This is a genomic window from Methanolobus psychrotolerans, from assembly GCF_002243045.1.
In the GTDB taxonomy this organism is placed as follows: domain Archaea; phylum Halobacteriota; class Methanosarcinia; order Methanosarcinales; family Methanosarcinaceae; genus Methanolobus; species Methanolobus psychrotolerans.
Window position 1 is genome coordinate 50,038 of sequence record NZ_MBKP01000018.1, and the last position, 19,932, is coordinate 69,969.

A 19,932-nucleotide genomic window follows, 5' to 3' on the forward strand; every position below is an offset into this window, starting at 1 on the left:
AATGCTTGAGCAGGTATGGTTTCCCCTTGTAATCACGCTGAAAATAGCAATTACATCAACTCTTTTGGTCGCACTGATAGGTGTGATCATTTCATATTTGCTTGCAAGACGTGATTTCAGGGGGAAATGGATTGCAGATGTTCTTGTTACTTTGCCCCTTGTGCTCCCTCCTACGGTGACAGGATATGTTCTTGTAGTTTTATTGGGAAGGAACGGAAGTCTTGGGGAGATATTGTACGACATCACAGGCTGGACCATACTCTTTACATGGGAGGCTGCAGTAATTGCAGCATTCATAGTATCCCTGCCCCTGATGGTCAAGACCACTACTGCCGCCATTGAGGCTGTGGACCGGGATTTTGAATACGCTGCATTCACCCTTGGAAGAAAAGAACTTGAGACGGCACTTTTTATCACCCTCCCTCTTGCTAAAAAGGGAATACTTGCAGGCACTGTCCTGAGCTTTGCAAGGGCTGTGGGAGAATTTGGCGCAACACTAATGGTTGCTGGAAATATTCCCGGAAGAACTAACACAATGTCAATTTCGATATATAGCGCATTCCAGGCAGGAAATAACGAGCTTGCTAACCTGCTGGTAATCATACTTATAACAATGTCTTTTGCCTCCATGGCAATAACTGCAAAACTTGTCAATAGCTGGAAAATATGAGGTGATATTGTGGGCATTAAGGTGGACTTCAGAAAACGGTATTACAATAAAAAAAGTGATAAGAAAAAGGGTAAAGAAGCCTCTTTCACACTTGATGTCCAATTCGAACTCGGAGATGAACTTGTAGTGCTTTTCGGACGTTCCGGCTCCGGGAAGACAACAACCCTGCAATGTATATCCGGACTGCTGGAACCAAATGGTGGCAAGATAGTAGTTAATGATAATGTTTACTTTGACTGCCATAAAAGGACCAACCTTCCAGTACAACAACGCAGTCTCGGATACGTATTCCAAAACTATGCCCTTTTCCCGCACATGGACGTTAAAAAGAACATCGCCTACGGACTAAAAGGATGGAACGAGGTAAATAAAGAAAAAAGAGTCATAGAAATGTTGCAGTTGCTTCATATAGAAGGCCTGGAGCACAATTACCCCTCACAGCTTTCTGGCGGGCAGAAACAAAGAGTTGCCCTGGCACGTGCTCTTGCCCCAAAACCGGACATACTCTTGCTGGACGAACCGTTCTCTGCATTAGATATGGTTGTTCGAATGAAACTTCGGGAGAAGATAAAGGAGATTCAGAGGGAACTCAGGATTCCTGTGCTTTTTATCACACATAACCATGTGGAAGCATTTACAATTGCCGACAAGGTGGTCATTTTCCACGAAGGACGAGTGCAGCAAATAGGGACACCTGAAGACGTGTTCTATCAACCTAGTAACAGGCATGTTGCTGAACTTGTAGGATTATCCAATATATTTGAGGATGCAATTGCACTAAATGTTGATGAAGCACCTGAAACACTTGTGCTTGAATGCGGAAACCTGAAGGTAATTACAAATAAGCCGGATAGAATAGTAGCAGAGAAGGTATCTTGGGGAATAAGACCTGAGAACCTGCGCATATTGCCTCTTACAGATGATGCGAAGAGCAGGGAAAATACTTTTAAAGCCTGTGTCAAAAGTGTTGTAAACAAGGGAGCAAGTAAGGTTTTAGCCTTGGAGATAGCCGAACATAAGAACCTGCTTCTGGCTGAGATGGCAAACCAGTTCTTTGAAGATGTAGATCTTAGAACCGGAGATGAATGCCTTGCCAGAATCGAAATGAGCAAGATCGTCATTTTTTGAGTTCATTTTTTAACAAACGATATTTAGCTTCGGGAAAAGCGTTGTGTCCAATAAACTTTTAAAGTTGGATTGCCTTTTTTGATTAAAGAGATGAAGTTCATTGAAAGGCTTTTTGGAAAAAAGCAGGAAAAAGAAGAGTCTTATTCAGTTGTTTTCGAGTTCAAAGAACTTTCAGGCATTGTTAAAGATGAGGCCAGAAAGCAGGAAGATGTGCTCAGACCTGTTGTGAAGGAAAAATATGAGAATATCGGGCAGGCTAGCAGAGAACTGAATACATTAAAAAAGGAGCTTCTGGCAGCAGACCCAATACAAGGTGCAAGCAAACGAGGGGAAAAACTTGGTGACTCGAACAGGGATAACGTTGCCAATAACCTGAAACTCATTTATGACAAACTGAAAGTTCCAGGAAATACATCACCAGCTGCAGCTTCAGATTTCTACACAGATTCAAAATCAACACTAAAGACCGTTTTGGATAATACCCGTCGGAGCCTTCTTTATATCAAAGCACTCTATCCACAGGAACACCAGAGGATAAATCAGGGACTTGCGGATCTTGAGGATGCACTTGACGAACTTTACTCCTCAATAATGAAAGGAAATGGCAGAATAAATAAGTTACAAATAATTTCCGGGGAAATAGACGACATCGTGCGGATTCACAGGGAAATAGAACTGGGCACTAAAAAGATGCGTGACCTTGGTGAAAAGTATGAATCTGCAAGAACCAGACTTTCAGATTATGATTCAAAACTAACAGAATTTGAGAATAGCAGGGATTTTGAAAGGGCACAAAAAATTGAAACCGAGATACAACTCCTGAATACTAAAATTGCAGATCTTAATTCTGAAGCAAGAAGACTGTTCACACCACTTTCAAAGGCTATTTCCAGAATGGAAAAACAGGATGAAAATGACAGATGCGTGCTTTCACCTGAAAACAGGGAAATACTCAAAACTATCAATGAAGATCCAGCGTATGTAATCGAGTATGATCTGGGGCCTTTTCTCTCAGAACTTACCAACAGGATAGAAAGTGGTGAGCTTGGGCTGAAAGACCAGATGTGTGACAAAGCACTAAAACAGATACTGATTCTTAATGACAAAAAAAGTATGGGCTCTATTGTAGAGCAGAGAAAAAAGTATCTCTCTGAAAGAGAATCTTTGAACCAGGAATTAAATGATCTTAGTACCTATCAGAAAAGAGAGGAAATCGAGAGAGATATCGAAAAACAACGAACTCTGATAAGTTCTGTAAACAGCGACATAGAGTCGGAAAGAAAGCATCTGGGTATCCTAGAAGAAGAGATGGAAAGGATAAACTCCAAACTTATCTCAGATATAAGGTATGTTTTCGGCGATGAGACCGAGATCAGGTATTAAAATCAGAACTGTGCGAAAATCTACGATCAGATAAAGACTGTGAAATTGAAAAGTAAAAACGCTTTATTTTCATAAAGCGAGCGGTTTTTGGTTTGGATAGATCGTTATCCTCACTTCTTGTGTCTTATTCCGTAGTCATTCCGTCAAAGTCCGCTTCATTGGCTTCGGCCTCTTTCTTCGTGGCACGCACGATACCATCCTTGTGATGCGCCGGTGAATAGATAGTGTAGAGTTTCAGCTCCTCGGTTTTCGAAGTGTTGATGATGTTATGTTGAGCACCTGCGGGCACTACCACTGCGACTCCGTCACCAAGTTCATACTCATTACCATCAATTATGCACTTTCCCTGTCCACTCTCAAAACGGAAAAACTGATCGTTTTCCTCATGAACTTCCATTCCGATGTCTTCCATGGGCTTGAGGCTCATAAGTACCAGTTGGCTGTGCTTTGAAGTGTAGAGAACTTTGCGAAAATTGTCGTTTTCCAATGTTGCATCTTCGATATTGATTGAAAATCCTTTCATAACGTAATAAATGGAGTTTATTGCATATAAAATCACTCGCAGTAGTATTTGGATTAAATTAAATAATAAACATAATAATTAAATTAAATTATGAAAACACGATATTTTAGTATTTTTATAAAATATAATAACAAAAACAGAGGGATTATTCCGGTTTGATCGGGGGAAATACAGAAATTCTATGGATAGCAATTTTAATAAGTTTTCTGCAAAGTAAGAATAAGTATTGTGCAGACCTCAATCAGACCAGAACACCTATTCCTGTGTTCTTGATCTTAAAAAAGAGAGAGACCATACTTTATTATAGTCTCTTTCTGAAATACATAAAACCGACTGCTACAAGAAGAATTAGTGCTATTGAGAATAATGATTTACCACCTATATCCTTCTTCGCATCATCCTGAATGTTCCCGCCTTTTTCGGAGGAAATATCACTCTCATATGCCAGAAGGTCGGCACTCTGTTCTTCAGAATTCATATTTTCATTCATAGTATCTGCACATATTATGAATGGGGAAAAGCCTGTTGTCGTAGCTTCAAAATAGACATACTCTTCATCCTCACCTGTCACTGCAGTTGGCAATCTGTTCCAGATACCATCTGAGAAATGTTCCATATAAATATCAGCTCCGGCAAAACCATTTGATCCCAACCATTCTTTTGAAACCGAAAATCCTATTGCTGCTTCGCCTATTCCTGAAGATGAAAATACATCATCACCAAAAACAATGTCCATACTCTGGTATACTCTGGCCGAAGTGGGAGCCGGGGTATTTTCAGGCAGGTCATTCAACAGGTTGACAGTTGCCATGACATACCCTACATTGCTCTCAGCTTCAAAACTGATGCCGGTGACTGGTGTGCTTCTATCTATGAAAACATACTCCACCACGGCATCTTTGCCCACAAACCGGACACTTGAATCCATTGCAGCTATATTTGAAGGCGAAGATGTGCTGGTTGGAATCCTGACATGGATACCATCATTGCCGTTGCGGGAAGCGCTTGCAACAACTTCTTCAGATTGTTCATCATTACTTGTCAGCGGAAGATGATCAGTGTTATTACCATTATCCGTAATCTCATACGGCTGACAGAAACCATTTCCGACAGAGTATTGTGCCTGGCTCAAGCCTGTGCCATCCGGCTTTGCCCAGAAGTTGCCCCCGAGATGGCTTCCGTTGATAATATTGACACCAGACGTCATTACAGTGTTCCATTCGTTGGATCCTCCACCGGAAACATGAACATTGTTACTGTTGTTAAAATAGTTATTATAGATCAGGTTATCACTGCATTCCGTGAGTGAGATACCGTAGGTGACAATAGCACTGATATTGCAATCGTATATCATATTGTTGCCGGAAGATGAAAGGTAAGCACCATATCTGTTATCAGTGGATGTGCAATTTGTAATAGTTATGTTACTGCTGTTGTAAAGATAAAGCCCGTAGTAATTATTTTCAATTTCAATATCTTGTACAGTTATATTGGAACTATCTATGAGATGCACAAGTCCGGCATTTGAACTGGAATTGATTACAATATCAGAGCTGTTTACAAAGTAATAAATTGGTTTCCCATTCACAGTATTATTCGTGCTTACAACATTTGGCTCCGAATCGAAACGACAATTGAAGGAGTTATTACCTATGGAATTATCCGCAAGGTAGTTATTGCTCGATCCAACTAAAGACAAACCGTATTCATTACCATCTATTGTGCAATTTGATATATTGCTGTCCTGAGTGGAGCCGAGATATATACCATAAGTGTTATTTGATGCATAGCATCTATTTACGCTGCACCCATTTGAAAAAGCAAGATATATACCTGCACTTCCACCTGAGATATTGATGCCAGATATCGTAATATTGTCCGCAAAAACAACAATTGCATCATAACCGGAATCCGAAGAGATCATACTGACATCTTCGTAGTTGCCGGTAGATGAAATAAGACTGATATTGCCATCTGCAAACCAGAGATTTTCAGTGTAAACTCCCGGTTCAACGAGTATTGTATCACCATCTGAGACCGCATCGAGAGCTTCAAAAATAGTTGTGAAATCACCGCTTCCACTACTGTTCACAACAATTGTAGAATTGAGCACATGGATAAAGGAACTTCTCAGGGAAACGTCACTTCCTATAGAGTTTGATGCGTTCAGAGAAATATTATAAACACCTGCATTTGAATAAGCATGTAATGGATTCTGAACTGATGACGTGGAATTATCTCCAAAGTCCCATTCCCATGTGTCTGGAGAAAAGAGACTTATATCGTGGAAATCCACTGCCTCGTTAACATGGACATACCTTGTACCTGCAACAAATGCTGTTTCCGGTTCTTTTTCCTCTGTTGTGAAAGCCTTAATGCATATGTTCTTATCTGATTCGGATATGTCTTCCCATTCCGTACCATTGCAGCTCATATAACTCTGGCCTGTTTCGGCATGGGCATTGCTACTGTAATCTGATATTGGCATTTCAATTGCAATAGGATAATTATAGTTCGGTGTTGTGAACTGTACTACGACTGAGAAATTCTGGCCTGCAAGAAGTGAAACGTTTGTATCAAGATCGATCGTATGGTACCCTGCTATTGAAATACTGCCATTCTGCAAAGAAACCGGACCGGAACTGTTAATCGGACCTGCTTCGGGGTCCAGATAAACAGAGATGTTGTAGAAGGAGTTTGAATCCACAGTATAGAAACTTACTGCCTCCAAAGCCTCATTTGAACTTGCTGTGAATACATTTGCCCCATATGCTGTAATGTTGTTATAACCTGTGCAGGCAGCCCATCCAAGAGGATCGTACTGATAGATATGATCATAGTTACTTACATTCTCTGCAGTGAACATGAAATTACCAGCATAAGGTTTAGTGTCCAGTCCATCTATACCTTCATTATTTCCCATCACAGTATCATAGTAAGATACATAAAAATAGCCGTCTTCACCCCAGTTATCACCCCAGGAGTTCTTAATGATAAAAGCCCCGTTTCCGGGAGCTGCGGGGGTAAATTTGTTCCTGTCAAAATTATCATCCCAGCCTACTAAAGTTACAGCATGATTTGCGTTGAGAACTTCATCGTAGTAATAATAACTATTATTCTCTGAATTGAAATAGGGGTCATCAAACCACATGGCTACGGAAACCGCACCATAATTGATTATCATCCATTTGTAAAGAGTGTCATTGCCCTCAAATCCCGGAAGTATCATGATTTCCTGAACATGTTTTGCCACAGTTGCATTGGCAGGAGAAATACCTGAAAATGAATTATAAGGGTCATCGGATTCAAGTGCCGGACCGCTCCATCTGGTGAGATAGGCAGCTGTGAACAGGTCGAATCCCCCATCATTATGAGGACGGTCAAATCCATCAGGATCAGAAGTTACGAGAATGTTCTTGGCATTATTCTCTGAAAAATCCCAGTCCTCTGACATGCTATGCAGGAGATATGACTCCAGGGAACCTATCGTCGAGTGCGCCCAGCAACTTCCGGCATTGCCCTGGTCCCTTACCCCTGTGACACTATTGTTGTCACGCAGATCATAATGGGAAGGATAGACCTCCATACCAGTTAGACTGATGTCTGAAGACATGAAACCATAATATTCGCTTGCCATCAGTTCCTGCATATTCACAGAAGAAAGATGAGATAGATCTACAGGGGATGGAATAAGCCCGGTTGGATGAACAAAAACCTCTGTTGGATCACCCTCCTCAAAAAGAGAAGAGGGGTTAAAAATACCCGGGGATGAAATGTTTGCGGAACTTTCAGATAATATTAGACCAGAAAGAGTAACTGTATTTGTATTTACAGAAGTATTATTCCGGCTCTGATTCAGTTCTTCTGTATATTGGATAAATGCGGGATTTAGAGGGGCAATAGATATTTGAGATCCCACCGAATCTGGGACTGTATTGTTATCAAGACCTGCTGCACTGCAGGAAGTGAATGCTAAAATCACTACAAGATAATATGATATAAATAAATAGTTCGGTGGTATTGGGTTCTTCATCTTATGTCCCTCTTTCTAAAAGATACATGATGATAATATATAATCACCTATTATATATTTAGTCGTAAAAAAGAAATACCCTTATATCTAACAAGAATTGGAAAATAAATAATAAAGGAAGGCAGGTTCTTAACTGCATTTTCCTTTTCGTTTCTTTAAAAAAGGAGTAATCAGATTTTACCTTTCGATCCCTTCCTCCAGTACACGATACCTAGAATTCCGACCAGAATTACTACAGGCAAAATCAATATTGTACTACCTTTTTCATCGTTGGCAGGGTCCTGGATATTCTCATCTGTTGCTGTGGATTCGGGAATGCTATCTGCTATGATATCCGGACTCTGAATTTCAGCATTCATGTTCTCATTAGTTACATCTGCACAGATCATGAAAGGTGAGAAACCTGTCGTTGTTGCTTCAAAATAGACATATTCATCATCCTCACTTATCTCCGTAGTAACCAATCTGTTCCAGACACCATCTGAAAAGTGTTCCATACGGATGTCAAACTTATCATAATTATTAGAGGTGATCCATTCTTTTGAGACAGCAAATCCTATTGTAGCTTCTCCTATTCCCGAAGATGAGAAGCTTTCATCACCCAGAACGATGTCCATTATCTGGTATGTTCTGACTGAAGTGGAAGCTGGAGCATTTTCCGGCAGCTCATTCAAAAGATTGACAGTTGCCATGACATACCCGACATTGGTATCTGCTTCAAAACTGATGTCAGTGACAGGTGTGTTCCTGTCAGTAAAAACATACTGTATTTCAGCATCTCTACCTACAAACCGGACACTTGAATCCATTGCAGCGACATTTGAAGGAGAAGAAGTGCTGGTTGGAATCCTTACATGGATACCATCATTGCCGTTCTGAGAAGCGCTTGCAACAACTTCATCTGGTTGCTCTTCGTTAGCTGTCAGCGGAAGGAAATCGGTATTATTGCCATCATTCGTAATCTCATATGGCTGGCAGAAACCATTTCCAATGGAGTATTGCGTCTGGCTCCAGCCTGTACCAGCCGGCTTTGCCCAATAGTTTCCTCCAAGATAACTTCCATTGATGATATTAGTTCCAGCTATCATTGTGATGTTCCATTGATTGGACATTCCTGTGGAAAGAAGGGCATTTGATGCACTATTATTTAGATAGTTATTATAAATAAGATTGTCATTTGAACCACTTAGTGCGACACCAAAGACATTGTTGCTCATATTAGAACTGTGTATTGTATTGTTACCTGAAGAAAGAAGGAACATACCATAACCATTATTTGCTGCTGTAAAATTACTAACACTAACATCAGTGCAGTTATACATAAAGAAACCACAGTGATTGTTTTCGATATCGATGTCCTGTACTGTTATATTCGAACAATTGATAAGGTGAACAAGTCCGGCATTTGAACTGGAATCAAGGACAATATCAGAACGATCTACAAGATAGTAGATTGGTTTACCATTTATTGTATTGCTTGTACCAACTGCACTTATCTCATCATCAAAAGCATAATTAAACATATTACCAGCTACTAAATTATTTGCTAAATAATTGTTTGCAGAGCTCATTACTGCCAGACCATAAAAAGTATTATTACTTATTGTGCAATTCAGAATTGTGTTGTTCTGTGAATGATAAAGATAGATACCAAACATACTATTGTCCATAGCATAGCAGTTAGTTATGTTACAACCATTTGATCCGTAAGCATATATTCCCGCATATCCTCCAGAAACATTTACTCCTGAAATAGTAACATTGTCCGCTGTTATGTGTATCGTATACTCGTCAGAATCGGGGGAAATTATATGTACATCTTCTGAGTTACCGGTTGAAGATAACAGGCTGATGTTGTTTTCTGTCAAAGCAAGGTTTTCACTATAAGTACCTGGTTCAATCAAGATAGTATCGCCATCTGATGCAGCATCAATAGCTTCATCGATGGTTGTGAAATCAGCACTTCCACTGTTGTTCACAATAATGGTTGAATCAAGGACATGAATTAAAGAAGTTTTTAATGAGACATCGTTTCCAAAAGAGTTCGATACGTTCAGAGAAATATTATAAGCACCAGTATTTGAATAAGCATGCAATGGATTCTGAACTGATGAAGTGGAATTATCTCCAAAGTCCCATTCCCATGTAGTCGGGGAAAAGAGACTTGCATCGTGGAAGTCCACGGTTTCATTTACATGGACATACTTAGTACCTGCAACAAATGCTGCTTCCGGTTCTTTTTCCTCTGTTGTGAAAGCTTTTATGCATATATTCTTATCTGATTCTGATATGTCTTCCCATTCCGTACCATTGCAGCTCATATAACTCTGGCCTGTTTCAGCATGGGCATTGCTACTGTAATCTGATATTGGCATTTCAATTGCAATAGGATAATTATAGTTCGGTGTTGTGAACTGTACTACCACTGAGAAATTCTGCCCTGCAAGAAGTGAGACATTTGTATCAAAATCGATCGTATGATAACCGGCAATTAGGGTAGTACCATTCTTAACGGAAACCGGGCCGGAACTATTGACCGGACCAGCTTCAGGGTCCAGATAAATAGAAATGTTATAAAATGAATTCGAATCCACTGTATAGAAACTCACTGCTTTGAGTGTCTCATTTGTTGTTGCTGTGAATACATTTGCCCCATAGGCCGTACTATTGTCGTATCCCACACATTCAGTCCATCCAAGTGGATCGTACTGATAGACACGATCATAGTTGCTGACATTCTCTGAAGTAAAAATGAAATTACGTGCATAAGGTCTGGTATTTAACCCATTAAACCCTATATCGAGCCCGGTTGCATTATCATAGTATGAAATGTAGAAATATCCTTCTTCACCCCAGTTATCACCCCATGAGTTCTTGATGATGAAAGCTCCATTTCCGGGAGCTGCCGGAGTAAAATTATGCTTGCTGTAATTGTCGTCCCATCCCACCAAAGTTACGGCATGATTTGTACCCACTATCTCACCGTAGTAATAATAACTATTGTTCTCTGAATTGAAATATGAGTTCCCATACAACATGGATACGGAAATAGCACCATAATTGGTAACCATCCATTTAAATAGATCATCTGACTCATTTACTCCAGGAAGTATCATTATCTCCTGAACATGTTTTGCCACTGTTGTGTTGGATGGAGATACACCAGAAAGATCGTTATACGGATCATCAGACTCAAGTACCGGCCCATCCCATCTGGTTAAGTAAGCAGCTGTCATCAGGTTGTTTCCTCCATCATCATCAGCACGATCAAATCCATCCTGATTAGAGGATACAAGAATGTTCTTTGCATTGTTCTCTGAAAAATCCCAGGTCTCTGACCTGTTGTGCAGGAGATAGGATTCCAGGGAACCAATACTTCCGTGAGCCCAGCAACTTCCGGCCTGACCCTGATCTCTTACCGCTGTGACACCATTGTTGTCACGCAGGTCATAGCGGGAAGGATAGACCTCCATATCAGTTAGCCTGATATCTGAAGACATAAAACCATATTCTTCACTTGCCATCAGTTCCTGCATATTCACAGGAGATAGATGGGAAAGATCAACAGGAGAGGGAATAAAGCCGGTTGGATGGGAGGGATCATCAGTTAACTTACCTTCCTCAAAAAAAGAAATTATGTTTGAAATATCAGGGGATGAAGTATTGGCAGAGCTTTCTGGTGGTATGAGACTGGAAAGAGTAACTGTGTTTGTATTTGCATTGACAGGAGCAGCATTCTGGCTCTGTTCCAGTTCTTCCATATATTGAACGAATGCAGGATTTAGAGGTGCGATGGATATTTGGGGTTCAACATCAGAGAAATTGAGTTCAGATACAACCCCCTGATCAAGATCTGCTGCATTTCCCGGAATTGCCGTTAAGGACAACACAAGCCCGCATATAATTAACACGTTTTTCAATAGCATTGATTTATTCATCTTACGTCCTCTTTTAAAAATACACAATATATATTATATAAAATATAATATAGATATATATGATTACCCCCTAAAAAAGAGCTATAAGCAGAGCAAGATTAATATTCGATATGTAGAGATTCTATGTTGAGACAAAACAAAAGGGTATGAAGTAACTATCAGATTTTTGAAAACAGCATTTACGGAGAAAAAACATGGGACACGACGAAACAAATCTGCACAGACTGAAGGAAGTCAATGAATTCGTAAAAGAGAGGAAAACAGAGAAAAAAGACGAGAAAAAGAAAGATAAAAGGAATATTCTGGGCCTGAATGATTGAAAACGCCAATGATATCTGGCTGTTACTCCCCTTCTGTAAAAAAACCACATGTGATGACCGTACTTCTCTGAACATTTGAGACAATATGCGAAATGGAAATAATGTTTTTTCACGGTCATTCCTTTCCAGAAATGTACTTTTCCATCTCTTTTATCCATTCTTGAATGATTTGCAGGGTCCATCAAAAACCTTGTTGAAAAATATGCCTGGGAGTTTTATAATCTCAGCTACGGAAACTTCTTTTATGACAGACATGTGTTCTGTTGTCCCTTAAGGAAGGATCGAATTCAGGACAACATGATCCAGAACCTGTTGAATCGTCCATATTAAAAGATACTACTTCAGATAGATAGATTATAGAAAAATAGCCTAAGGCGAGGGCAACAGAGAAGACTATAATACCCTATCGCCCTCTTGACGTCTTTCACTTGACGCCTTAAATTTTCCGATTGGCAAGTATACGCGCTTCAGGGTCTTTCCCTGATTCAATCCAATCGAAAGCCGAAACATAGTGTCAAAGTCTTGATAACTTCTGGCATTATATTTTCAGCAAATATACTGTATTACTTCATCGAATAAGTTTTTTGCGGTTGGTAATGTTACATTCATGAAAAATAAAATAGCAAATATAGGAATGCCCGAAAAATATTAACGATCCCGAAGGGATTCGAACCCTTGACCCTCGGGTTAGAAGCCCGATGCTATATCCTGGCTAAGCCACGGGACCGCTAAGGATTGGCTGGAATGTGAATAGGTTTTCAAGCATAAAAGCCTTTTGTCAAAACGAAACTACAGTGTCAAATAAAAAGAGATGTCAACATACATGTGAATACAAATATATAATAGTTTGACGTCAACAATATCAACTATTATAATGCTGAGGCTTTACATATGAGTGAATTATTGATTTATTGCAACGGAGACTATGTCCCGAAGTCAGAAGCCAAGACATCTCTTTTTGATCATGGTTTTTTGTATGGCGATGGTGTTTTTGAAGGCATAAGGGCTTACAATGGACGTGTTTTCAAGTTACGGGAACATGTTGACAGGCTCTATGATTCTGCAAGGGCAATCGCTCTCAACATACCAATGACCAAGGAAGAAATGGAAGAGGCAATTCTGGAAACACTCCGGAAAAACAACCTGACAGATGCCTATATCAGACCTATAGTTTCAAGAGGCGATGGCGATCTTGGACTGGACCCCAGAAAATGTCCGAAGCCAAATATATTCATTATCTCACAGGAATGGGGAGCAATGTATGGAGATCTTTATGAGATTGGCCTTACCGGTGTCACGGTCTCAGTCAGGAGAAACTCCTGTGATGCGCTTTCCCCGAATATCAAGTCACTTAATTATCTGAACAACATCCTTGCAAAAATCGAGGCAAATGAGAAGGGAGGAGACGAGGCAATTTTCTTTGACCAGAACGGTTACCTCTCAGAAGGTTCTGGAGACAACATATTCATCATCAAGAATGGAAAAGTCTACACACCACCAACCATTAACAACCTAAAGGGAATAACAAGGGCAACAGCAATCGAACTGCTTGCAGACATCGGAATTGATACCCATGTTGAAAATCTGGGGATGTTTGATCTCTACACTGCTGATGAGATATTTGTCACAGGGACCGCAGCTGAGGCAGCACCTCTTGTAAAGATAGATGGGCGCCCAATTGGTGATGGAAAACCAGGACCTATAACTAAAAAGATGGTTGATGCCTTTGAGTATGCGACCAAGAACACAGGTACTCCTATCTACCCTTAAAATGAAGAGCTGACTCTTTATCTCTTTTCTTCTTTTTTACTATTCAAAACATTAATTAGGCATTAGTCCAGTAATAGATTATATTTTAATAATTTTATATTTAAATATAAAACAAATGAGGTTTTTGAATGGATAATGAGGGAGAAAAAGAAAAAGTAATTATGGAGAACCTAAAATACCTGAACGACTCAGTTATGGCTATCTTACTTCTAATGCCAGTTACCCTTGTGATTACCTTCGAAGCACTTGATGAGACCACAAATCTGCAATGGGTCTCAATTGCAACATGGATCGTGTATCTGATGGGACTCTGGTATGTCGCTTCAAGGATATTCAAACTCAACAAAACGCTTATAGGCTATCTCGACAAAAAGTAGACAGACCAGAATGGAACGCAAGGAATTCAGAGAACTCACATCCGCAGAGGATGCAAGAAAGCTGGTTGAACAGATCAAAGTTCAGCCAGAGATGATTATAGTCCCTATTGAGAAATCTGTAGGACAAACAACCGCAAAAGATATATTTTCATGTGTAGACGTGCCTGATTTCAACCGTTCTGTCAAGGACGGGTATGCCATTCGGGCAAAAGATACTTATCAGGCAAGTGAGCCACAACCAAAGGAACTGAGATGTATCGGATCGATTCCCGCCGGTTGTACAGACAAGTTTTTTGTTGATGATGGTGAGACCATAGAGATATCCACAGGCGCGCCAATACCCGATGGTTCTGATGCCGTAGTTATGGTGGAAAATACAAAGCAAACAGGCGATTCCGTCTTCATCTACCAACCAGTGCACATTGGCGAGAATATAATGCGTGCAGGGACCGACATCATGAAAGGAGAAAGAATCCTGAGGAAGAACACGCGAATAGGTTCCCGTGAAATTGGGGTGCTTGCTTCCATTGGCATGAATGAGGTGCCGGTAAAAAGACTTCTTGTGGGAATAATATCAACTGGAAATGAACTTATAAAACCCGGAGAGGAACTTAAAGCTGGCAGTATATATGATGCGAATTCCTATGCTATCGCTGCTGCAATAGAAGAATGCGGGGGAACTGCACGGATATATGGCATTGTGCCGGATGATGCAACATTGATGAAAGATGCTCTTGACAAGGCAATCCTGGAATGTGACATTGTTCTTACATCAGGAAGTACTTCTGCTGGTGTCGGCGATATTATGTATATGATAATTGAGGAAAAGGGTGAAACCCTTACCCACGGCATTGCTATTAAACCGGGAAAACCTGTTGTTATCGGTATGATAGATAAAGTGCCGACAGTCGGGCTGCCAGGGAACCCAACCTCTGCACTCAGCATATTCAATGAGTTCGTAGCCCCGATCATACACAATTCACTTGGTGTTAAGCCTTCTTTTAAGACAAAAGTTAATGCAGTAATGGGAACCGGCATCCGCTCAGGCGGAAGAGAAGAATTGTTCCCTGTGGGCTTGGTGCGCGGCAAAGTGTACCCTGCGGATAAGACATCCGGAGCCATTACCACACTGTCAGATGCTGACGGGATAATTGAGATCGGCGCACATACTGAATATATTGAAGCAGGTTCTGAGGTAGAGGTTACCATGTTCGGTAACGTGAGAAGCCCTGACCTGATGATTGTTGGCGGACAGTGTCCTGGAATAGACCTGCTTGAAGAGATGACAGGACTTGTATTCAGGACATTGAATCTGGGATCAAGTGCAGGATTCACAGCAATTTCTGGTGGCACTGCTGATATTGCAGGTGTGAATATGGTTGATGCCAAGGGGATATTCAATTCATCGATTATAGCGAAAATGAATCTTGAAGATGTGGTGCTGGTTAAAGGATACAGGCGTGAGCAGGGACTGATATTCAGCCCTGATACCCACTTATATGGCCTGGAGGACATAACCAGCCTACAGCTCATCAACCGCAACCGGGGTTCCGGTACACGGACACTTCTTGACATGGAAATTGGGAAACTGGCACAGATAAAAGGAATCCCAAAGAGTGAGCTCATAAAGAGTATGAAGGGGTATAATTCCGGATCAAAGACCCACAGATCAGTTTGCGATGCTGTGAAGAGTGGAAAGGCAGATGTTGGTTTTGGGATACGGGCTGCTGCAGAGGAAGCAGGGCTTGAGTTTATTCCTGTCACAGAGGATGAGTTTGACTTTGTAGTACGTAAAGAAATCCTGAACATAAAGGAAATACAAATATTCCTGGATGCACTCAGGTCCGAGGAGTTCGCAAAGAGACTCCCCTCAGGAATGTATACGTATGAAATGACCGGTAGTATAATATCCTCCTTTTGACGTTAATCCAGTCTATAAAATTCGGGAAAATCTGTTTTATTTTGACGTAATGGTAGGTTGTAAATGGGCATAAATGAGGATATACAGGAAGTAGAAGAGGAGATCAAGAAGACTCCCTACAATAAAGCAACATCCCACCATATTGGTAAGCTGAAGGCAAAACTGGCACGCCTGCGCGATGAGGTTGTCAAGAAGGCGGCAAGCAAGGGCGGAGGAGAAGGATACTCCGTCAAAAAGTCAGGAGATGCTACAGTCACACTTGTAGGTTTCCCGTCTGTGGGAAAATCCACTCTGCTTAACAAGCTCACGGATGCTAATTCAGAGGTGGGTGCTTATGAGTTCACTACTCTTGATGTCATTCCGGGAGTTCTTGAGCATGGGAATGCAACAATCCAGATACTTGATGTGCCTGGCCTTGTCAAGGGAGCAGCCAGCGGCAGAGGTCGTGGAAGAGAAGTCATTGCAGTTGTCAGAAACTGTGATCTTGTGCTTTTTTTGCTGGATGTGTTCCAGAATTATCACCATGTGGTTCTTGCCCAGGAACTTTACGATGCGGGCATACGTCTTAACCAGAAACCACCTGACGTTGTTATCAAAAGACAGGATCGTGGCGGTGTCACCATCAGCAGTACTACAGAACTGGACCTGACTGAGGATCTTATCAAGGCGATACTTAACGAGTATAAGATACACAATGCTCACGTGCTTATCAGGGAGAATATCGATGTTGACCAGCTGATAGATGTAATCATGGGCAACAGGGTGTATATACCCTCCGTTATAGTTATAAACAAAGTGGACATGGCAGATGAGTATGTACTGAGGAAATGCAAGGAAGAATATCCTGATGCAACATATATCTCGGCTGACAAGGAGGAGAACCTTGAGGCTGTCAAGGACCTGATCTTCAATGCACTTGACTTTATCCGCATTTATCTCAAACCCCAGGGCGAACCAGCAGACATGGAAGAACCCCTCATTGTACGCAAAGGAGTTACAGTAGGAGATGTCTGTGAACATCTGCACCGGGATTTCAAGAGAAAGTTCAGATACTCACAGGTGTGGGGTCCATCTGCAAAGCATCCAGGCCAGAGAGCAGGTCTTGAACACGTGCTTAAAGACGGAGATCTCCTGACCCTCATCATTGCAATGTGATAGCCTGACCGGCTATCCCTGCATAACAAATAAGTATTATTATGCATTTATTCAGCTGATCAACGTAGTCCTGTAGGGTAGTGGTCAATCCTTTCGGCCTTTGGAGCCGAAGACGGTGGTTCGAATCCGCCCAGGACTACCTAACTTTTATCAATAGTCCTATGATTGTTTGGCTGCAGATTCATGCTACTAAAAGAGTGTTGTTTACAAATAATCAAGCAGATTAACAGCCATAGAGAGCCATATAATGTTTTTTCATGTCCAGATATAGTGGAATGGTAATATCAAGATTTAGCACGTTATCTGCCTGCTTCAACCAATCACGAATATTCCCGTGGTTTTGTCGCGTATTAAAGTTATCAAGAACTATTTTTGGTTTGTTGTTTTCAAAATTCAGTTTAATTTTTGAATTGCAGTCACTGAATATAGTTATTGTTTCGCACAATTCATTAAAAATGTCTTTAACATGTGCTGTTAGTATTTTCTCACAGTTCTTTTTTAATGATTCTAATTCCCCTTCACCATCCAACACGAATTCAATACAGTGTCCCCCTACCAAGCGCATGTTCAATTTCTCGATAACATATGATTCTATGCATTGCTCTATTCTTTCTGTCAATTCAGAATACAACACTGTGAACAATGGATTACCAAGATACCAAGACACCGACATCGGACTTGCATCAACATAAAGAAACCTTGCTGCTACTTCACCGTCTCGATATGCATTCTTTATGATGTCGTTGATTATTCCTCTTCCAATTCCGCTTCGCTGATATTTTTTATCAACTGCAAAGCGGGTTAGAAATAACGCAGGGTAACTTTTTAAAGAGCGGTATTGATCATCTACATCAATTTTTTTCCCGTTGATAGCATTCATAGATAAGCTATAATAAGCCGCACATTCGCCATCTTCGTGGAATATATTGGTTCTAGAAAAGTTATCTTGATTGTACTCCAAAGCCTTTTCTTTCAAAAACAAGTTTAATTTCTCAAAATCGGTATGCTGTGAACATCCACAATCAAAGCCCTCTATGAGGGAAAGACATTCACCAGTAAGCACCGATTTTGTGAATCTTTTTAGAGACATTGCAAAAAATTAGTCTTCGAAGTGATAGGTAGTGCATAGTGCCCATTTACGGACCTCATCGACTTCTTTTTGAGTAATATCCTGATCTAGTCGCTCGATAAATATTTCAAAGTCGACCCCTTTAAGTTCAGGAATATGTTCTACTACCTCAGACATTCTATACCACCTACAGTTATCAGACTTTTTTAGTTCCTACTAAACGAATATATTTAAATTTAGCGATTTGAATTTCGCAATCCACATTATATGTATAATAATTAATAATATACTATTCCATATATTACTATGTCGCTTTAACCCCACACTTGACATAAAGCTATAATTACATATTGTAACCAGTTTTTCAAATACTTTTCCATTCAATACAGAAAAAGAAAGGATTGAACTATCGCATCATCTAGAAAATCAATCCAAAGAATTCCTAATAATCGATTAAGATATTGCCATAAACTTTTTTTACCTTTGGCAAAATAATAAACAGTGTGGATTTTGAAAAGTGGGCCAGACAAAAAACAGAGAGTATTTCTGAGAAAATAAACAACTCCGCCTTGAAAAGAGATAAAGTACAGATGCTTACGTCTGCAGCTAAAGCGGTTGCAATATTGTATGTTCTATACATAGTCATATCTGCTTTTGTATATCCTGCAGTTTTATACTACATTGTTTACAAGCCAATAGCATCTGACCACATTGATGCATATTTGAATAAAACAAGTGAAACAATATTGCTGGAGTCAACTAACAATACAGAAATAACTGATAACATTGTACGATGGGAACTCAACGAATTCATATTTAAATCAGGTATATTTGATAGTGTTCTTGACCCCTTTGGATACCGCATTCCAAAAAACGCAGGGTGGTACATCTATTTGAACAAAGGGAATTGTGGAGAGCGAGCTACCATTTTCAATGATATGGCCAGTAGAACCGGCTTAAGCTACAGAAAAATAGTTGTTGATGGGTTCATAAATAGCAAATACAATTCGAGTAGTGATCATTCTTGGTCAGAAGTTTTGCTTGAAGATGGTAGTTGGGTTATTGCAGATTCTGGTTTTAACATTAGTCCATTGCATAACAACAAGTCTGTCTTTTGTTCTGAAAAGAATATGCTTTTGGGTCCAGTTTTTGTCTATGAAAATCACTCCACTGTCTTAGATTGCACAGATGAATATGTAGATAATACAGAGAAAATAAAGATTAAAGTTCTAAGAGACAGAAAAACAATAGACAACGCAAACATAAAAGTTACAATGAATTACAATGGAGTTTCAAAGCTTGTAGCCGGTGGATTTGCCAGATTCATCAAGTTCGAAACAAATGAATCTGGAATGTAACTATTCAGCCTAGCTCCCTTCCACCAAGCTGATTTCTCTCTCTACGATCAATTCTGCAATATTGGAATAAGTGAATCCCCATAGAATATTGCATTAATCGAGTCTATAACAGACATGGAATTCTTGCTAACAGTAGAAACGTATCCTCTTATCCGGCAGAAATTTCTCGCACCTTGTTCACTACGGAAGGTACCGGATATCTTCTGTTGTACTTTCGTCATTCTGATATCTCTTTCAGCCTGATTGTTATCAAACGGAACGTTTGGGTCGTACATAAACCGCAAGAT

Annotated in this window: 15 protein-coding genes and 2 tRNA genes; 10 read left to right on the forward strand and 7 right to left on the reverse strand. The window is 40.3% G+C overall.

Annotation, left to right across the window (positions count from 1 at the left end; genetic code table 11):
* The first annotated feature begins 1 nt into the window (after position 1).
* The 3 genes from modB (at position 2) to BB781_RS07665 (ending at position 3,181) form a co-directional block, all read left to right on the forward strand.
* Complete coding sequence (modB, locus tag BB781_RS07655; protein ID WP_094227924.1) at positions 2 to 670, forward strand: molybdate ABC transporter permease subunit; 669 nt, start codon at positions 2 to 4, stop codon at positions 668 to 670.
* Between the two features lie 9 nt (positions 671 to 679).
* Complete coding sequence (locus tag BB781_RS07660) at positions 680 to 1,798, forward strand: ABC transporter ATP-binding protein (protein ID WP_094227906.1); 1,119 nt, start codon at positions 680 to 682, stop codon at positions 1,796 to 1,798.
* A 90-nt stretch (positions 1,799 to 1,888) separates the two neighbouring features.
* Complete coding sequence (locus BB781_RS07665; RefSeq protein WP_129582660.1) at positions 1,889 to 3,181, forward strand: hypothetical protein; 1,293 nt, start codon at positions 1,889 to 1,891, stop codon at positions 3,179 to 3,181.
* Between the two features lie 124 nt (positions 3,182 to 3,305).
* On the opposite strand, the gene BB781_RS07670 is transcribed toward BB781_RS07665, so the two are convergent.
* The 3 genes from BB781_RS07670 to BB781_RS07680 all read right to left on the reverse strand — a co-directional run bounded on the left by BB781_RS07670 (position 3,306) and on the right by BB781_RS07680 (position 11,675).
* Positions 3,306 to 3,704 carry a cupin domain-containing protein gene (locus BB781_RS07670; protein ID WP_094227908.1) on the reverse strand — a complete coding sequence of 133 codons (399 nt, stop codon included), beginning with the start codon at positions 3,702 to 3,704 and terminating at the stop codon, positions 3,306 to 3,308.
* A 301-nt stretch (positions 3,705 to 4,005) separates the two neighbouring features.
* Positions 4,006 to 7,737 (reverse strand): lectin like domain-containing protein, encoded by a 3,732-nt coding sequence (locus tag BB781_RS07675; RefSeq protein WP_094227909.1) that lies wholly within the window; start codon positions 7,735 to 7,737, stop codon positions 4,006 to 4,008.
* Between the two features lie 170 nt (positions 7,738 to 7,907).
* Positions 7,908 to 11,675: a lectin like domain-containing protein gene (locus tag BB781_RS07680; RefSeq protein ID WP_094227910.1), complete on the reverse strand. Its 3,768-nt coding sequence runs from the start codon at positions 11,673 to 11,675 to the stop codon at positions 7,908 to 7,910.
* A gap of 194 nt (positions 11,676 to 11,869) precedes the next feature.
* On the opposite strand from BB781_RS07680, the gene BB781_RS16350 reads away from it, so the two are divergent.
* A complete protein-coding gene (locus BB781_RS16350; protein WP_277985489.1) occupies positions 11,870 to 11,995 on the forward strand; it encodes a hypothetical protein in 126 nt (41 codons plus the stop codon).
* A 652-nt stretch (positions 11,996 to 12,647) separates the two neighbouring features.
* On the opposite strand, the gene BB781_RS07685 is transcribed toward BB781_RS16350, so the two are convergent.
* Positions 12,648 to 12,722: transfer RNA gene (locus BB781_RS07685), tRNA-Arg, on the reverse strand.
* Between the two features lie 164 nt (positions 12,723 to 12,886).
* Between BB781_RS07685 and ilvE the strand changes: the two genes are divergently transcribed.
* From ilvE to BB781_RS07710, 5 genes are all read left to right on the forward strand, one after another.
* Positions 12,887 to 13,765, forward strand: coding sequence for a branched-chain-amino-acid transaminase (gene ilvE / locus BB781_RS07690; protein WP_094227911.1), 879 nt, complete (start codon positions 12,887 to 12,889; stop codon positions 13,763 to 13,765).
* A gap of 128 nt (positions 13,766 to 13,893) precedes the next feature.
* On the forward strand, positions 13,894 to 14,142 hold the full coding sequence (locus BB781_RS07695; protein WP_094227912.1) for a sodium:proton antiporter: 249 nt from the start codon (positions 13,894 to 13,896) through the stop codon (positions 14,140 to 14,142).
* A 10-nt stretch (positions 14,143 to 14,152) separates the two neighbouring features.
* Positions 14,153 to 16,063: a molybdopterin biosynthesis protein gene (locus BB781_RS07700; protein WP_094227913.1), complete on the forward strand. Its 1,911-nt coding sequence runs from the start codon at positions 14,153 to 14,155 to the stop codon at positions 16,061 to 16,063.
* Positions 16,064 to 16,126: 63 nt separating this feature from the next.
* The gene (locus BB781_RS07705) at positions 16,127 to 17,218 is read left to right on the forward strand and encodes an OBG GTPase family GTP-binding protein (protein ID WP_094227914.1); all 1,092 of its coding nucleotides are present in this window, start codon (positions 16,127 to 16,129) and stop codon (positions 17,216 to 17,218) included.
* Between the two features lie 66 nt (positions 17,219 to 17,284).
* Positions 17,285 to 17,357: transfer RNA gene (locus BB781_RS07710), tRNA-Gln, on the forward strand.
* A gap of 84 nt (positions 17,358 to 17,441) precedes the next feature.
* Here BB781_RS07710 and BB781_RS07715 read toward each other — a convergent pair.
* On the reverse strand, positions 17,442 to 18,308 hold the full coding sequence (locus tag BB781_RS07715; RefSeq protein WP_129582661.1) for a GNAT family N-acetyltransferase: 867 nt from the start codon (positions 18,306 to 18,308) through the stop codon (positions 17,442 to 17,444).
* 9 nt (positions 18,309 to 18,317) lie between these two features.
* The gene (locus BB781_RS15690; protein WP_164997815.1) at positions 18,318 to 18,464 is read right to left on the reverse strand and encodes a hypothetical protein; all 147 of its coding nucleotides are present in this window, start codon (positions 18,462 to 18,464) and stop codon (positions 18,318 to 18,320) included.
* A gap of 326 nt (positions 18,465 to 18,790) precedes the next feature.
* On the opposite strand from BB781_RS15690, the gene BB781_RS07720 reads away from it, so the two are divergent.
* Entirely contained in the window at positions 18,791 to 19,645 is an 855-nt protein-coding gene (locus BB781_RS07720; RefSeq protein ID WP_129582662.1) for a transglutaminase-like domain-containing protein, read from the forward strand.
* A 47-nt stretch (positions 19,646 to 19,692) separates the two neighbouring features.
* Here BB781_RS07720 and BB781_RS07725 read toward each other — a convergent pair.
* The coding region (locus BB781_RS07725; protein WP_164997816.1) for an IS66 family transposase at positions 19,693 to 19,932 on the reverse strand (240 nt) is incomplete at its 5' end.

Coding starts and splice junctions, on each gene's coding strand:
- ilvE (WP_094227911.1), top strand. CDS start 12,887: ATGAGTGAATTATTGATTTATTGCAACGGAGACTATGTCCCGAAGTCA.
- BB781_RS07715 (WP_129582661.1), bottom strand. CDS start 18,308: ATGTCTCTAAAAAGATTCACAAAATCGGTGCTTACTGGTGAATGTCTT.
- BB781_RS07665 (WP_129582660.1), top strand. CDS start 1,889: ATGAAGTTCATTGAAAGGCTTTTTGGAAAAAAGCAGGAAAAAGAAGAG.
- BB781_RS07705 (WP_094227914.1), top strand. CDS start 16,127: ATGGGCATAAATGAGGATATACAGGAAGTAGAAGAGGAGATCAAGAAG.
- BB781_RS07700 (WP_094227913.1), top strand. CDS start 14,153: ATGGAACGCAAGGAATTCAGAGAACTCACATCCGCAGAGGATGCAAGA.
- BB781_RS07670 (WP_094227908.1), bottom strand. CDS start 3,704: ATGAAAGGATTTTCAATCAATATCGAAGATGCAACATTGGAAAACGAC.
- BB781_RS16350 (WP_277985489.1), top strand. CDS start 11,870: ATGGGACACGACGAAACAAATCTGCACAGACTGAAGGAAGTCAATGAA.
- BB781_RS07695 (WP_094227912.1), top strand. CDS start 13,894: ATGGATAATGAGGGAGAAAAAGAAAAAGTAATTATGGAGAACCTAAAA.
- BB781_RS07675 (WP_094227909.1), bottom strand. CDS start 7,737: ATGAAGAACCCAATACCACCGAACTATTTATTTATATCATATTATCTT.
- BB781_RS07680 (WP_094227910.1), bottom strand. CDS start 11,675: ATGAATAAATCAATGCTATTGAAAAACGTGTTAATTATATGCGGGCTT.
- modB (WP_094227924.1), top strand. CDS start 2: ATGCTTGAGCAGGTATGGTTTCCCCTTGTAATCACGCTGAAAATAGCA.
- BB781_RS15690 (WP_164997815.1), bottom strand. CDS start 18,464: ATGTCTGAGGTAGTAGAACATATTCCTGAACTTAAAGGGGTCGACTTT.